General features: G+C 64.5%; 12 protein-coding genes and 1 tRNA gene. 11 read left to right on the top strand and 2 right to left on the bottom strand.

Annotated elements, in window-relative coordinates; translation table 11 throughout:
* Positions 1–4 precede the first annotated feature (4 nt).
* Positions 5–1,123 carry an AAA family ATPase gene (locus tag QFZ30_RS14035; RefSeq protein ID WP_307077185.1) on the bottom strand — a complete coding sequence of 373 codons (1,119 nt, stop codon included), beginning with the start codon at positions 1,121–1,123 and terminating at the stop codon, positions 5–7.
* A gap of 167 nt (positions 1,124–1,290) precedes the next feature.
* Between QFZ30_RS14035 and QFZ30_RS14030 the strand changes: the two genes are divergently transcribed.
* The 5 genes from QFZ30_RS14030 to QFZ30_RS14010 all read left to right on the top strand — a co-directional run bounded on the left by QFZ30_RS14030 (position 1,291) and on the right by QFZ30_RS14010 (position 7,503).
* Positions 1,291–2,196 carry a TatD family hydrolase gene (locus QFZ30_RS14030; protein WP_307077183.1) on the top strand — a complete coding sequence of 302 codons (906 nt, stop codon included), beginning with the start codon at positions 1,291–1,293 and terminating at the stop codon, positions 2,194–2,196.
* Between the two features lie 280 nt (positions 2,197–2,476).
* The gene (locus QFZ30_RS14025) at positions 2,477–3,634 is read left to right on the top strand and encodes a resuscitation-promoting factor (RefSeq protein WP_307077181.1); all 1,158 of its coding nucleotides are present in this window, start codon (positions 2,477–2,479) and stop codon (positions 3,632–3,634) included.
* Between the two features lie 173 nt (positions 3,635–3,807).
* The gene (gene rsmA, locus QFZ30_RS14020) at positions 3,808–4,680 is read left to right on the top strand and encodes a 16S rRNA (adenine(1518)-N(6)/adenine(1519)-N(6))-dimethyltransferase RsmA (protein ID WP_307077179.1); all 873 of its coding nucleotides are present in this window, start codon (positions 3,808–3,810) and stop codon (positions 4,678–4,680) included.
* A complete protein-coding gene (locus tag QFZ30_RS14015) occupies positions 4,677–5,639 on the top strand; it encodes a 4-(cytidine 5'-diphospho)-2-C-methyl-D-erythritol kinase (RefSeq protein WP_307077177.1) in 963 nt (320 codons plus the stop codon). Before rsmA ends, QFZ30_RS14015 begins: the two co-directional genes overlap by 4 nt.
* A 37-nt stretch (positions 5,640–5,676) precedes the next feature.
* Positions 5,677–7,503 carry an ABC-F family ATP-binding cassette domain-containing protein gene (locus tag QFZ30_RS14010; protein ID WP_307077175.1) on the top strand — a complete coding sequence of 609 codons (1,827 nt, stop codon included), beginning with the start codon at positions 5,677–5,679 and terminating at the stop codon, positions 7,501–7,503.
* A 467-nt stretch (positions 7,504–7,970) separates the two neighbouring features.
* Here the strand turns inward: QFZ30_RS14010 and QFZ30_RS14005 are convergent, their stop codons facing one another.
* The gene (locus QFZ30_RS14005) at positions 7,971–8,597 is read right to left on the bottom strand and encodes a TetR/AcrR family transcriptional regulator (RefSeq protein WP_307077173.1); all 627 of its coding nucleotides are present in this window, start codon (positions 8,595–8,597) and stop codon (positions 7,971–7,973) included.
* Positions 8,598–8,724: 127 nt separating this feature from the next.
* On the opposite strand from QFZ30_RS14005, the gene QFZ30_RS14000 reads away from it, so the two are divergent.
* The 6 genes from QFZ30_RS14000 (at position 8,725) to QFZ30_RS13975 (ending at position 15,763) form a co-directional block, all read left to right on the top strand.
* Positions 8,725–8,796: transfer RNA gene (locus tag QFZ30_RS14000), tRNA-Gln, on the top strand.
* A gap of 109 nt (positions 8,797–8,905) precedes the next feature.
* Entirely contained in the window at positions 8,906–10,405 is a 1,500-nt protein-coding gene (gene glmU, locus QFZ30_RS13995) for a bifunctional UDP-N-acetylglucosamine diphosphorylase/glucosamine-1-phosphate N-acetyltransferase GlmU (protein ID WP_307077171.1), read from the top strand.
* Complete coding sequence (locus QFZ30_RS13990) at positions 10,402–11,382, top strand: ribose-phosphate diphosphokinase (RefSeq protein ID WP_307077169.1); 981 nt, start codon at positions 10,402–10,404, stop codon at positions 11,380–11,382. The genes glmU and QFZ30_RS13990 overlap by 4 nt, the downstream gene beginning before the upstream one ends.
* Before the next feature lie 250 nt (positions 11,383–11,632).
* On the top strand, positions 11,633–12,232 hold the full coding sequence (locus QFZ30_RS13985; RefSeq protein WP_307077167.1) for a 50S ribosomal protein L25/general stress protein Ctc: 600 nt from the start codon (positions 11,633–11,635) through the stop codon (positions 12,230–12,232).
* Between the two features lie 80 nt (positions 12,233–12,312).
* Positions 12,313–12,903, top strand: coding sequence for an aminoacyl-tRNA hydrolase (pth, locus tag QFZ30_RS13980; RefSeq protein WP_307077165.1), 591 nt, complete (start codon positions 12,313–12,315; stop codon positions 12,901–12,903).
* Between the two features lie 121 nt (positions 12,904–13,024).
* Positions 13,025–15,763: a LuxR family transcriptional regulator gene (locus QFZ30_RS13975; protein WP_307077163.1), complete on the top strand. Its 2,739-nt coding sequence runs from the start codon at positions 13,025–13,027 to the stop codon at positions 15,761–15,763.
* Positions 15,764–15,776: the final 13 nt, after the last annotated feature.

Raw genomic sequence — 15,776 nt, 5'->3', positions numbered from 1 at the left:
CTGCCTAGTGGTTCCGGCGCAACCCGGAGGCGGGAGGAGTCCGGGCTCCCGACCGGGCCGAGGCATCCGCCAGGTCCTGGCTCACCGGCAGCCTGGACAGAATGCCCCGGATGACGCTGTGCGGCGTCTCGCCGGCGCTGGCCGCTTTGCGGTCCAGGATAATCCGGTGGGCCAGCACGGATTCCGCAAGATTGACGACGTCGTCCGGGAGGACAAAGTCGCGTCCGTCCAGCGCCGCGGTGGCCTTAGCGGCACGGAGCAACTGCAGCAGGGAGCGTGGACTTGCGCCCAGCCGGAGCAGGGGGCTCTCGCGGGTGGCCCTGCCCACGGACACGGTGTACTCCTTGACGGCTTGTGATACGTAGACCTGCTGGACGGAGGAAATCATCGCGGCGACGTCCGCAGCTGTGACCACCGCTGAGACCTTGGTCAAGGGCGACGTGGCCTGGTGGGTCTCCAGCATTTCGATTTCGGAGTCCTTGTCCGGATAACCCATGGAAATCCGGGCCATAAATCGGTCACGCTGGGCCTCCGGAAGGGGGTAGGTGCCTTCCATCTCGATCGGATTCTGCGTGGCCACCACCATAAAAGGCTCATCGAGTTTGTAGGAGTCGCCGTCCACTGTGACCTGGTGCTCCTCCATACACTCAAGCAGGGCTGACTGGGTTTTGGCCGAGGCCCGGTTGATTTCATCCCCAATGACGATGTTGGCAAACACCGCGCCCGGGCGGAACTCGAACAGGCGTGATGACTGGTTGTAGATGGAAACGCCGGTCACGTCGGACGGAAGGAGGTCCGGGGTGAACTGGATCCGGCTGACCGTGCAATCGATGGTCCGTGCCAGGGTCTTGGCCAACAGGGTTTTGCCCACGCCAGGCACGTCCTCAAGGAGCAGGTGGCCCTGGGCCAACAGCACAGTCAGGGCAAGCTTGGCGGCTTCCGATTTTCCGTCGATCACCGTGTTGACTGCGTCCAGGATGCGTTGACTTGCCGAATGGAAGGATGCGGCGTCCATGGCCGGTGCCTTGTGTCCGTTCAACTGGCTGACCGGTTCGGTGACTTCGGTGAAGTTGCGGCTGGCAGGGTTTATTTCATTGACGGCGGTGCGTCGGTGCGTATCCATCGGCAACCTTTCAGCCCGGGTATCACCTGGGACGGGTCAGCAAAGCCTGCCTTCGCCCGTCGGTGGGCGTTCGCATACTGTTCGTTACCAGACTACTAACACAACTGCCATGGCTGACAGAGAGTTCCGGTAATTCTGCAGGCATCCGCCGCGGCTAGGCTTGAGTGATGTGCAATTCGCTGAGTCCCGCCGCTTACCGCGATTCCGGAACGGACGGAGCAGCCGGAACCGGGCGTTCCGGGAGGCAGGGTTTTCCGCCGGCGCCCGAGCCGTTGCCAGCGCCGGTGATGGACAACCACACGCACCTCGACTTCCCCAACGGCGACGCGCCGGTGGGGATCGCCGCCGCGCTGGATGCAGCTGAGGCCGTGGGCGTGCAGGGCGCGGTCCAGGTGGGCTGTGACTTGGCCTCCTCACGTTTCACCGTTGAGGCCGTTGAGCTGGACAGCCGGCTGTTGGGAGCGGTGGCGCTGCACCCGAACGACGCACCGGAGTACGCCCTTCGCGGGGAGCTGGAAGACGCATTGGCGGAGATCGAGCGGTTGGCCAGCCATCCCCGCATCCGGGCCATCGGCGAGACAGGGCTGGATTTCTTCCGCACCGAAGGGGAGGGGCTGGTGGCTCAGCGCTACTCATTCCGGCGGCACATTGACATCGCCAAACGGCTCGGGCTGACTCTCCAGATTCATGACCGGGATGCCCACAGCGACGTTGTGCAAGTGCTGCGCGAAGAGGGGGCTCCGGAGCGGGTGGTCTTCCACTGCTTTTCGGGGGATGAGGGCCTCGCCAGGATCTGCAATGAGGCGGGTTGGAACATGTCCTTCGCCGGCACCGTGACCTTTAGGAACTCGGCGGACCTCCGGGCTGCGCTGGCGGTGGCGGACCCGGACCTCGTGCTGGTAGAAACCGACGCGCCTTTCCTTACGCCCCATCCGCACCGGGGGCGTCCGAATGCAAGCTACATGGTGCCGTACACGGTCCGGGCCATGGCCGAATTGACAGGAACGGACCTTGCGGAACTCTGTGGCCGGCTCAGCGCAAATACCCTGCGGGCGTACGGTGAATGGGCTTGATCCGGCAATCGAACCGGCCCGCCCAAGACATACCTGGTATGTAAATTTCTTGGCTGCTTTATAACGCTACGGTTACAGTGGGAAACTATTAGCCGGGGTCGGGGAAGGCCTTCGGATAATTTCACTCATCCGTAACAGGACCCTGCAGGGCTCCAAGCCTGCGTGCCTGGCGTGAGGAGTGTGGCGGCGCAACGGTGCCCGGAGCTGCCCCAGGGTGCTGCGCCGGGTGCTTCCCTGCGTTTTTCCCCGTGCCCGGACGCTCCTAGAGTTACGGGCAATCGTGGTCAAGTTTTTCACATCGGACGGCAAGTTCAGCTTCCTCAAGGTTGGCACCCAGCTGTTGGTGCTATGTGCACTGGTGCTCGGACTTGTTGCTTTCGTCGGCAATAACAAAACCATCACGCTCAACGTCGATGGGAAAGTGACCTCGGTCCAGTCCTTCGGCGGCACAGTGGGCCAGGTCGTGAAGAGCGCCAAGCTGGAGCTGAAGCCCGCTGACCGCGTTTCGCCGTCGGTGGATGCCACAGTGGAAAACGGCACCGTCATCAACGTCAACATGGCCAAGGCGGTGAAGGTCAGCCTTGACGGCTCGGAAAAGACGGTCAGCACCACCGCTCCCGACGTCGCCGGCCTCGTGACCGAGCTCGGCGTTGCAAGCGCCTCCTCCGTCTCCGTCCCGAAGGACTCCCAGCTTTCCGTGGACGGATCATTTGTTTCCATCTCGACGCCCAAGAGTGTCAGCATCGTTGCCGACGGCAAGGTGTCCACGGCAACGACGACGGCGGCCACCGTCGGCCAGGTGCTTGAGGACGCAGGCGTGACGCTTGGCGTCAACGACCGCTCCTCGCAGCCGGGAAATGCCCACGTGGTCAATAACATGGTGGTCAAGGTGTCCCGTGTGGACACCGGCAAGACCGAGGCCACCACGGAAGACGTCCAGTTCGAGACTCTGACCACCGAGAGCGCGGATCTCCTAAAGGGCGAAAAGAAGGTAACCCAGGCCGGCGCAGCCGGAAAAGTGGACAGGACCTTCAAGCTGGTGCTGGTGGACGGACGCGAAGCTTCACGGACCCTGGTCTCCGAAACAGTTTCCGTACAGCCCGTGACGGAGAAAGTCACCGTAGGCACCAAGGCAAAGCCCGTTGCAGCGACTGCAGCCGCCGCAAACTCCGGAGCCGCTGCACCTGCCATGATGAACGAGGCAATGTGGGACAAGATCGCCCAGTGTGAATCCAGCGGAAACTGGGCCGCTAACACGGGCAACGGGTACTACGGCGGCCTGCAGTTTGATATCCGGACCTGGATCGGCTCAGGCGGCGGCGCTTACGCCCCGAATGCCAGCCTTGCGACCAAGGCACAGCAGATAGACATCGCAAACCGTGTATACGCGCAGCGTGGCCTGCAGCCATGGGGCTGCGGCTGGGCTGCCTCCAGCTAGACGTCACGCCTGAGGCGCCAGCCTGGTGCGGAAGCTGACCACAGCCGCGCGGGTAGAGCCCATGGCATGCAACGGCCGGGCCCGGAATTTCCGGGTCCGGCCGCAGTCGTTAACACGTATGGCCGGCAAGGAACCCGCATGGCACCGCAAGGCTGGCGGGATAGGATACCTAGGTGACTGAACCGACCGCCGCCGCGCCCGCACCCCTCTTCGGTGCCTCCGACATACGCCGGCTGGCGGAAGAAATCGGCATCCGGCCCACCAAGACGCTCGGCCAGAACTTCGTCATTGACGGCAACACCATCCGCCGGATTGTGTCGGTCGCGAACATTGGTCCGCATGAGACAGTGCTGGAAGTCGGGCCCGGCCTCGGTTCACTCACCTTGGGGCTGCTGGACGCTGCGAAGTCTGTGGTCGCCGTCGAAATTGATCCGGTTCTGGCGGCGAAGCTGCCTGAGACGGTGAATGAATGGCGCCCGGAGTCGGCGGGGGACTTCCATCTCGTCCAGGCCGATGCCATGAGAGTGACCTCCCTTCCTGTAGAACCCACGGCCATTGTGGCGAACCTCCCCTACAACGTGGCCGTCCCGGTGGTCCTGCACCTGCTTCAGCACTTTCCCAGCCTTCAGCACGGCCTGGTGATGGTCCAAGACGAGGTGGCCGACAGGTTGGCCGCGGGTCCGGGATCCAAGACCTACGGAGTGCCATCGGTCAAAGCGGCGTGGTACAGCAGCATGCGCAAGGCTGGAGTGATCGGCATGAACGTGTTCTGGCCGGCACCGAAGATCCACTCGGGCCTCGTAGCCTTCACCCGCCGGCAGCCGCCCGTGACAACTGCCACCCGTGAACAGGTCTTCGCAGTCATTGATGCGGCGTTCGCCCAGCGCCGCAAAACCCTGCGGGCGGCCCTAGCCGGATGGGCCGGCAGCGCTGCCGAGGCCGAACGCTGCCTGCTCGCGGCCGGAGTTGATCCCACGGCCCGGGGTGAAGTCATTGACGTAGCGGCCTTCGCCAGAATCGCCGAGGCCCGCGAGGCCAAGGCGTGAATGCGCGGGCCGGACACTTTGCCGCGCGGACCGTACAGGTGAAGGCGCCTGGGAAGGTCAACGTCTCCTTGGATGTGGGCCCCCTGCGGCCTGACGGGTACCACTCGGTGGCCAGTGTCTACCTGGCTGTTTCCCTCTACGAGGAAGTAGCAGCTACCACCACGGAAACCCCCGGCATTACGGTCAGCATCAGTCCGGCCAGCACACTGGACCTTGATGATGTGGATATCCCGCTGGATGAAAGAAACCTTGCCTACAAGGCGGCAGCGATCATGGCTGAGGTCTCCGAGCACCCAACCGGCGTCCATCTGGAGATCACCAAGCGGGTTCCCGTGGCCGGAGGCATGGGCGGAGGGTCGGCGGACGCAGCGGCCACGCTACTGGCCTGCGATGCTCTGTGGAACAGTGGCCTCTCCCGGGAGGAGCTGGCGCACCTGGCGGCCGAGCTCGGCGCCGACGTCCCTTTTTCGCTCCTTGGCGGAACCGCGGTGGGGCTCGGTCTCGGCGACGAACTCTCACCCGCCCTGGCCAAAGCCCAGACCGACTGGGTCCTTGTGGCCGCAGACTACGGGCTGCCGACACCCGAGGTCTACCGCACCCTGGACCGGCTGCGCGAGGCGGAAGGCATCGACGCGCTTGAGCCCACAGGAGTCGACCCCAAGATCCTGAAGGCACTGCGGGGCGGGGATGCCGACGCCCTCAGCCGGGTCCTGGTGAACGATCTGCAGCGGGCATCCATTGAGCTGGCACCGGCGCTCCGCGATACGCTGGGAATCGGCGAATCCCACGGAGCCATTGCGGGCATCGTCTCGGGCTCGGGTCCCACGGTGGCCCTGCTGACGCACAATCCGTCGGCCGCCGAAAGCCTGGCCGCTGACCTGCTTCACTACGGGCTGACGGCCATCGCCGTCCACGGCCCAGTGCATGGTGCGCGCATCATCTCCGATACCCTCCTTTAAGCGTCCAGTACTAATTCAGCAGCAGAAAGCAGTCCTCTTGGCACACCTTCTTGGCGGCGAAAACCTCACGGTTTCGTACGCAACGCGTACCGTCCTGGACGGCATCACCCTCGGACTCGAGGAGGGTGACCGGATCGGCATGGTAGGCCGGAACGGTGACGGAAAATCGACCCTCATGCGGCTGCTGGCGCTGCGTTCCATCCCGGACGCCGGCCGGGTGACCAAACGCAGCGAGGTCAACATCGGATACCTGGACCAGAGCGACGTGCTCGACGGCGACCTCACCGTCGGCGCTGCGATCGTTGGCGACCAGGCAGACTACGAATGGGCCCGCAACCCGCAGATCCGCGAAGTCATGGGCGGCCTGGTCTCCGACGTCGACTGGCACGCGAACGTCCATGCCCTCTCCGGCGGCCAGAAGCGGCGGGTGGCCCTGGCCAAGCTCCTCATCGAGGACCACGACGTCATCATGCTGGACGAGCCCACCAACCACCTCGACGTCGAAGGCGTGGCGTGGCTGTCCCGGCACCTCAAGACCCGCTGGCGTGCCAACCAGGGCGCCTTCCTGGTAGTCACCCACGACCGCTGGTTCCTCGACGAAGTCTGCACCAAGACCTGGGAAATCCACGACGGCATCATGGACCCGTTCGACGGCGGCTACGCCGCCTATGTGCTGGCCCGCGCCGAGCGCGACCGTTCAGCATCCGTGGTGGAAAGCAAGCGGCAGCAGCTCGTCAAGAAGGAATTGGCGTGGCTGCGCCGCGGCGCCCCGGCCCGGACCGCCAAACCGAAGTTCCGCATCGAAGCCGCCAACGCCCTGATCGCCGACGTCCCGGAGCCACGCGACTCGACGGCACTGAGCAAGATGGCCACTGCACGCCTGGGCAAGGACGTCCTGGATCTGGAAAACGTCACGCTTGATTTCCTGGGCGGTGACGAAGGCCAGAAACTCTTCGACAACATCACGCTGCGGCTCGCGCCCGGCGAGCGGCTTGGCCTCGTCGGCGTCAACGGCGCAGGCAAAACCACGCTCCTTAAACTACTCAATGGCGAGATCCAGCCGAGCTCCGGCAAGGTCAAGCGCGGAAAGACGGTTGTCACCGCCGTCCTTACCCAGGAGGTCAAGGAGCTCGACGACGTTGCTGACCTGCGCGTCATCGAGGTCATCGAACGTGAAAAGCGCTCCTTCAACGTCGGCGGCAAGGAATTCACGGCCGGCCAGCTCGTGGAGCAGCTTGGCTTCACCAACCAGAAGCAGTGGACCCCGGTCAAGGATCTGTCCGGCGGTGAGCGCCGCCGTCTCCAGCTGCTGCGGCTGCTCGTGGGGGAACCCAATGTGCTGATGCTCGATGAGCCCACCAACGACCTCGACACCGACACCCTGGCAGCGGTGGAGGACGTGCTCGATGGCTGGCCCGGCACCCTGGTGGTGGTGAGCCACGACCGCTACCTCCTGGAGCGCGTGACGGACCACCAGATGGCATTACTGGGCGACGGGAAGATCCGCGCCCTGCCGCGCGGCGTTGACCAGTACCTCGAACTGCGGGAAGGGGCTCTCGCCGGCTCCACCATCACCGGCGGCGGCAACCCTGTGACTGCTGCGAGCGGCAGTTCCGCTCCTGCGGCCCCGGGGGCATCAGAAGCTGAAAAGCGCGACGCCCGCAAGGCCAAGAACCGCATCGACCGCCAACTCGGCAAGCTCCAGCAGCAGGAAAAGAAGATCCACGACCAGATGGTCAAGAGCACCGCTGAGAACGATTTCGACGCCCTGGCCGAGCAAAACAAAAAGCTCAAGGACCTCGCCGGAGAACGCGAAGCCCTGGAACTCGAATGGCTCGAAGCCTTAGAGGTCCTCGGCGAGTAAGCGTCACAACCGACTTCGGGCTCGGCTGGGTGCCGGAGCCGCCCCTTCGACGTCGCTTAGCGCGTGGGTCCCTTCCCAACACTCGCAAGCTCGCGTCGGGGCCCTCGGGACGACGCTTACGCCGCGTAGAGGGCACTCCGGTCGCGGGGCGACCTCCATGCCCTGACGCGTCGCGATGCGCTCCTTTTCGAAGGACCGCCTCCGGCAAGGAACGTCACCTTGCCGCCGTGGAACAGCAGGCATCCCCGAACGGAACCTTCCGCAATAGTGGTGCAGGGGGCCTTCGCGTAGTCGCGCATCGCGGCGCATCGTGGCGTGGAGGTCGCCCAGCGACCGTAACGTCACCTATGCGTCGTGTCTAAGCGACGGCGAAGGGCCACTGCGCCGCGTAGGTGACCACGGACGACGGCGAAGGGCGCCTGCGCCGCGAAGGTGGCCACCCGCGGAGGTGGACCGTGAACGAAGACTCAGCCCTCGGACTTCAGCTCCGGGTCCCTTCTTAGGCCGGTCAGGCCGTTCCAGGCGAGGTTTACGAGGTGTGCCGCCACTGTGTGCTTGTCCGGCCGGCGGCTGTCCTGCCACCATTGGCCGGTCATGGCCACCATGCCCACCAGCATCTGGGCGTACATGGCGCCGTCCTCTGCGCTGAAGCCACGGCGGTGGAACTCGTCGGAAAGGATGTGTTCCACGCGGGCGGTGACCTGCGACAGCAGCGAGGAAAAGGCGCCTTCGGGCTGTGACGGAGGCGCATCCCGAATCAGGATCCGGAAGCCGTCCGTGCGGTCCTCGATGTAGGTGAGCAGGGCCAGGGCAGCGCGTTCCACGAGGACACGAGGCTTGGCCTCTTCCGTCAGGGCGCTGTTGATCGAGTCGAGCAAGATGCGGAACTCAACGTCCACCACCTGCGTGTACAAGCCCTCCTTGGATCCGAAGTGTTCGTAGATCACGGGTTTGGAGACGCCCGCGTAGCCGGCGATTTCTTCGATGGTGGTTCCGTCGAGCCCACGGACGGCGAAGAGGCCACGTCCCACTTCGATCAGCTGGCTACGCCGCTGCACGCCGGTCATCCGTGTCCGCGGAAGGTTGTTGCTCACATTTCCATCATGCACTACTGCGTGGGGGCGGGTGGCTGCACGCTGAATCCTGCCCATGTCGCTTCCCGCCCCGAACCCATGGCAAAATAAATACTTGTGCCCCGGGCCTAACGCGCCAGCGGCATGGTCCGCCCTGGTGTAATGGCAGCACCCCGGCCTTTGGAGCCGTGGAGTATAGGTTCGAATCCTATGGGCGGAACTGCTGTGCGATAAGCGTCCAGTAGGATGAATTGGGTGCCGCCCCGGGCTGCAGGTCCGGACGGTATCGCGCCCAGCGCAATGCGCAACCGAGCAAGGAGAGCCCGTACGTGATCCCCGAGACTGCCGGCCCAGCCGCCGTAATTGTTCTGGCAGCAGGAGCCGGTACCCGGATGAAATCCCGTACCCCCAAGATCCTCCACGAGATCGGCGGGCGCTCCATGGTGGGGCATGCACTGCTGGCCGCCCGCAGCATCAACCCACAGCAGCTGGCACTTGTGGTCCGCCATGAGCGTGACCTCGTGGCCGGGCATCTTGGCGAGCTGGACCCTGGGGCTGTCATCGTGGACCAGGACGATATCCCGGGCACCGGACGCGCCGTCGAGGTCGCCCTCCAGACCCTGGATGCGCGCGAGACCCTCACCGGCACCGTTGTGGTGACCTACGGAGATGTTCCGCTGCTCAGCGGCAACCTGCTGGCGGAACTCGTAGCCACCCACGAACGGGACTCCAACGCGGTCACGGTGCTGACGGCTGTGCTCGATGACGCCACGGGGTACGGACGGATCCTCCGCGGCGAGGACGGAACAGTAACGGGCATCCGTGAACACAAGGACGCGTCGGAGACGGAACGCCTCATCCGCGAGGTCAACTCCGGAATCTACGCTTTTGACGCCGCTGTCCTCCGCGACGCGCTGGTCCATGTCACCACCGAGAACTCCCAGGGCGAAAAGTACCTCACCGATGTGCTGGGGCTCGCAAGGCAGGCAGGCGGGCGGGTTGCCGCCGTCGTCACCGAAGACCGTTGGCAGGTTGAGGGAGCCAACGACCGCGTGCAGCTTTCTGCCCTGGGTGCAGAGCTGAACCGCCGGATTGTGGAGGCGTGGATGCGCGCTGGCGTAACCGTGGTGGACCCTGCCACCACGTGGATCGATTCGACGGTCACCCTTGACGAAGATGTCCGCATCCTGCCCAACACGCAACTGCATGGAAGTACTACGGTGGCCAGAGACGCCGTCGTCGGCCCGGATTCCACCCTGACGGATGTCCGCATCGGGGAGGGCGCCACCGTGACCCGCACGCACGGCACGGGGGCCGTTATCGGTGCGGAAGCCGCCGTCGGCCCCTTCACGTACCTCCGTCCGGGCACGGTACTGGGTGAGACAGGCAAGATCGGCGCGTTCTACGAAACGAAGAACGTCACCATCGGCCGCGGCTCCAAACTGTCCCACCTCGGCTATGCCGGCGACGCCGAAATCGGCGAGGACACCAACATCGGCTGCGGCAACATCACCGCCAATTACGACGGCGAGAAGAAACACCGCACGGTGATCGGCTCGGGCGTCCGCACAGGGTCCAACACAGTGTTTGTTGCGCCGGTCGCCGTCGGAGACGGTGCCTACACCGGCGCCGGCGCGGTGGTCCGGAAGGACGTACCGGCCGGAGCCCTGGCACTGTCCATTGCCGCCCAGCGCAACGCCGAGGGCTGGGTTATCGCCAACCGCCCGGGCTCCCGCTCCGCTGAACTGGCCCAGGCAGCCTCCGCAGATTCCTCAAGTACCCAGGCACCTATAGACCACGCACCTACAGAAGAGGGCAAGCAACAATGAGCGAAATTACGGCGCGCGGCGAGAAGAAGCTGGTTCTCGCCGCTGGGCGGGCACACCCCGAGCTTGCGCGGGAGATCGCCAAGGAGCTGGGCACTGAACTGCTGCCGGTAGATGCCTACGATTTTGCCAACGGGGAAATCTACGTGCGTGCCGGAGAGAGCGTCCGCGGCACCGACGCCTTCGTCATCCAGGCGCACCCGGCACCGCTGAACAACCACCTCATGGAGCAGCTGATCATGATTGATTCGCTGAAGCGGGCATCCGCCAAGCGCATCACCGTGGTTTCGCCCTTCTACCCCTACTCGCGCCAGGACAAAAAAGGCCGCGGCCGCGAGCCGATTTCCGCCCGCCTGGTGGCCGATCTGTACAAGACCGCCGGGGCCGACCGCATCATGAGCGTTGATCTGCACACCTCGCAGATCCAGGGATTCTTCGACGGCCCGGTGGACCACCTTATGGCCATCCCGCTGCTGGCGGACTACATCCGCACGCGGGTGGCAGCGGACAACATCACTGTTGTCTCGCCGGACACCGGCCGCGTCCGTGTCGCTGAACAGTGGGCTGAGCGCCTCGGCGGCGCCCCGCTGGCATTCGTCCACAAGAGCCGCGACCTCACTGTCCCGAACCAGGCCGTGTCCAAGACCGTCGTCGGCCAGATCGAAGGCCGCACCTGCGTCCTGATCGATGACATGATCGACACCGGCGGAACAATTTCCGGGGCCGTCCAGGTGCTCAAGAACGCAGGCGCCAAGGATGTCATCATCGCCGCGACCCACGCCGTCTTCTCGGATCCGGCGGCGCGCCGGCTCTCCGAGTCAGGCGCCCGGGAAGTCGTGGTCACCGACACGCTGCCCCTTACGGCCGACAAGCGTTTCCCGCAACTGACGGTGCTGTCCATCGCACCGTTGATCGCGCGGGCCATCCGCGAAGTGTTCGACGACGGCTCCGTCACCAGCCTGTTCGACGGCAACGCCTGATTCCTGCTGTGGCCAGAACTTAGCCGGTTGCCGCCGGGCCCGTTTTCAGTATTGGGGTGGGACGCTGGTAAAGTTCTTGACGATACCTTGGCGAGGGAGAGCATTCCGGGAAACCGGACTGCATGTCTCCGTTATCGACTGGGTCTGAATCTCCCTTCTTGAAGGGCCGCCTACGGGCCGCCCGGCGTTGAAGGTCGCAACAGACCTCCGCCCTTGCTGAACACCGTTTTAGTTACGAGGAGTTACACATATGTCTGAGCAGAAGCTCGCAGCAGAAGTCCGCACTGAATTCGGCAAGGGTTTCGCCCGCCGCGCCCGCATGGCCGGCCAGATCCCTGCTGTTATCTACGGCCACGGCGCCGAGCCGATCCACATCACCCTGCCGGCGAAGTCAACCACGCTGGCTGTCCGCGTGGCCAACGCGCTGCTGTCCCTGGACATCAACGGCGAAGACCACCTGGCCTTGGTCAAGGACATCCAGCGCGAACCCATCAAGCAGATCATCGAGCACATCGACCTGCAGACGGTCCGCAAGGGCGAGAAGGTCACCGTGGACATCTTCGTCCACGTTGTTGGCGAGCTTGCCCCGGGCAACGTCTTCAACCAGGAACTCACGGTCATCTCCCTCGAGGCCGAGGCAACCCACCTGCCTACCTCCATCGAGGTTGACATCGAAGGCCGCAGCGCAGGCGAGCACATCCACGCCTCCGATCTGGTCCTTCCGCAGGGCTCGGTCCTGCTGACCGACGCTGACGCCCTGATAGTCAACATCTCCGAGGCCACCGAGGTCACCGACGAAGAAGCTTCCGAGACTGCCGCTGGGGCGTCCGCCGAGGCCGCTGCCGAGTAATCACGGCTCAATGGCACAGGTGGCCGGATCCCTGACGGGGTCCGGCCACTGCCATTTCCGCACCACCTTAGGATTAACCCATGACTGACACCTGGCTGATCGTTGGCCTCGGGAACCCCGGGGCCGAGTACAAGGGCAACCGGCACAACGTCGGCCAGATGGTCCTGGACGAACTCGCCAGCCGGATGGGCGCCAGCTTTAAGACCCATAAGGCCCGTGCCCAGGTGCTCGAAGGGCGCCTGGGGATCGGCGGCCCCCGGGTTGTCCTGGCCAAACCTATGAGCTACATGAACGTCTCCGGCGGGCCGGTGGCGGCCCTTGCGAATTTCTACGGAATCGGACCAGACCACGTAGTCGCGGTGCACGACGAGATTGACATCCCCTTTAACACCGTGAAACTGAAAACCGGCGGGGGCGAGGGCGGCCACAACGGACTTCGGGACATCTCCAAGGCACTCTCCACCAAGGACTACCTGCGGGTGCGCGTCGGGGTGGGCCGGCCTCCCGGCAGGATGGACACCGCCGATTACGTCCTGCGTGATTTTGCCGCAGCTGAGCGGAAAGAGCTGCCGTTCGTGCTGGACGAGGCTGCGGACGCAGTGGACATGCTGGTCCGGAACGGCCTGACGGCAGCCCAGCAAAAGTTCCACCCGGCGAAGTCTGAACTGTAGCAAAAATAACTTAAACGCCTTCTTCCCTGTTTACCTGTCTGTGCCAGGGGGTAGTCTTCTTCGTAGGCGGGGGAGCGATGGGGCTTAAATCCCGCTTTAGCGGGATGTAGGGGATAAGTTCATGTCAATCGAGCCACTCAGCTGGAGACGTGGGTCAACGCTCAACGACGTTGGGCCGCACACGGACACCGCTGGCACTTCGGAGCTTCAAGGATGGTCGGCGCCTGCCAGAAGCGCCAACCTGGAAGCTGTCCGGACTGCGCTGACCAGCAAGGACTCCCTGGGCGTGGTCATTACCGGCGGCCGGGGTGTTGGCAAGTCGTCCCTGGCCCGGACCGCTGTATCTGAGCTCGGCCCCGACGTCTGGACTTTGCAGTTGCGAAGCGGGACAACCGCTGCGAAGACTCCCTATGGATGCCTGGCCTTCCTGCTGGCGCGGCTTCCGCAGGCGTACATGGGCTCGCCAACCGCCATCCTTCGCGGCATCACATCTCTCATTAAGAGCGATGCCGCCGGGCGCCACTGCGTCATCACGCTCGACGCCGCAGGAAGCATCGACGACATGAGCGCCGGAGTGCTTTTGAACGTCCTCATGACCGGGACAGCCCGCATCGTCGCAGTGGCACCGAAGAGCAGCGATCTTCCAGCTGATTTCCACTGGCTCCTCACGGACCGCCGGCTGACCGAAGTCAGGCTGGACAACCTAAATGAGCTCCAGACCCGCCAGGTGCTGTTGTCCCTGCTGGGGCATCGCGTTTCCGCCTCCCTGGTGAGTACCTGCCACAGTATGGTGGGCGGAAATCCGCTGTTGCTAAAAGCGCTCGTCACCGAACAGCAGCAATCCGGCAACCTGGTGCTCGCGGATTCGGTATGGACCCTTCGCGACAAGGTGGTGCTCGACGGCGCAGCCAGCCTTGAGGACATCGTCAGGTCCCGGTGGGCCAGGACTACCCCCCAGACCCGGGAAGTCATCGAGATGCTGTCCTGCGCCAGAAGCGTGGAGCTTTCCCGGCTCACTGCCCTTTACGGTGCAGGAATCGTGGCGGACATGGAGGATGCCGGCCTGCTCGATATCGACGATTCGGACAGCCGCTGGGTGTCGCTCACGGAAAAATATCTTGGCGATGTTGTCCGGTCCTGGCTCAGTATCGCCCGCCGCCGGGAGCTGCGGGACGTGCTCCTGGACGGCACGGTGCCGGATCCGTCATCCATGACGGTGGATGAACTGATGGCCTTTGCCGCCTGGACCCACGAGTGCGAGGCCGAACTGGATCCGGCCATGGCACTGGCGGCCGCGGAGGCTGCCGTCCAGCTCTTTGACCCGCATTTTGCCCTGACCTACGCCGAGACGCTCAAGAGAAACGACCCGCAGTGGGTTCCCGGCCAGCGGCAGAAAGCCGCCGCCTACCTTCTGCTTGACCTGCCGGTGCAGGCCATGGCAGCCCTGGACGACATCTCCCAGCCGCAATTGGACAACCTAGGCGTTGAGGAATATGCCCGCGTCGTTGCTGCGAAGTCACGGGTTATGGTGTGGCTGCCGGAACTTACGGACAGGGTTCCGAAACTCCTGGAGGAGGCAAGGAGCAGGCTTGGAGTCGCCGCCGGGGCGGCAGAGGACTGGCCGGCCCCGCTGGCCATGGCCGCCAACCGGATCAGCCTCAGTGAGTTCGAGTACAAGGGCTTCGTGGGCGATTATGCTTCCATGATCCCTGCCCTTGAAGAGGCCTCGGATCCCGCCCGGAACCCGGATATCGGGTTCCGGATGAACTCGGCGGTCATCCTGATGACCGCTTTGTCCTTGACCGGGCGCGAAATGGACGCACTGGGCCTCATGAGGCAGCTGGGGGGCCAGATCTCCGACGCCGCCCAGATCGTTGGTCTCCGTGAGCACTTCACTGAACAGGCGTACTCCGTGCTGCTGACCGCCGGGCAGTGGCGCCGGTGCATTGACCTTTTGGACCCGCCCGCCACCCGTGAAGCGCACCGGCTCCCATACCGGAGCGCTGCCGCCGAGCTGGCAGCCGGAACCGCCTACGTGTATTCGGGCCGGGGTGCGGCTGCCCTGGATCCGCTATTGTCCGCAGCAGCACAGCTGGAGCTGCGGCCTGTGCAGAGCGCGCTGCATGCTGCCTATGCCGCCACTGCCCTGGCCTATGCCCAGCTCGGCAATGCCGGGCAGGCACGCAAGTACCTGGAAAAGCTTCGACGGCCAGCCGGACCCTGCAGCTTTGCCACCCGCAGCATCATTGAGTTCTGCGCTGACATGGCCGGCCGTTGGCTGGGGGAGGGCGACGCCGTTGCCCGCCTCAGGGAGTCAGCCCGGCAAAACATCGCGGCCCGAAGATACACCCTGGCCGGGATCAGTCTGCTGGGGGCGACCGTCAACGGGACTGAGCCTGACTTCCGGCTCATGGAGGAAGTGGCGGGTCACCGGCAGGGTCCGCTCGCGGAAATCTCACGCCTGATCGCAGTGGGGAGCAGGACAAAGGACGCCAAAACCCTCCTTGCCGGCGGGGAACTCGCGGCGACGCTGGAACTTGATGCGGTGGAAGCCAGATGCATGGCTTTGGCAGTGGACTACGCGCGCCAGTCAGGGGATTCGCTGTCGGCCAGGACAGCCCAGGCAAGGCTTGATATCCTGGCTGCCACCGTGGCGAGCCTGCCGATCGTGCCCAGCAGCGGCAGCCCACTCCTGACCAGCAGGGAGCGGCAGATTGCCCGGCTCGCAGGCAGGGGGGCATCCAACCGGGACATCGCGCTGGAGATGGGTGTCTCTGTCCGGACCGTGGAAGGCCATCTGTACCAGGTCTTCACCAAACTAGGGGTAACTTCCAGGGGTGATTTGACTGGACTCGTCTAATGGCCACACTCCG

The organism is Arthrobacter pascens, from assembly GCF_030815585.1.
Taxonomy (GTDB): domain Bacteria; phylum Actinomycetota; class Actinomycetes; order Actinomycetales; family Micrococcaceae; genus Arthrobacter; species Arthrobacter pascens_A.
This window is presented reverse-complemented; position numbering and strand designations above follow the sequence as displayed.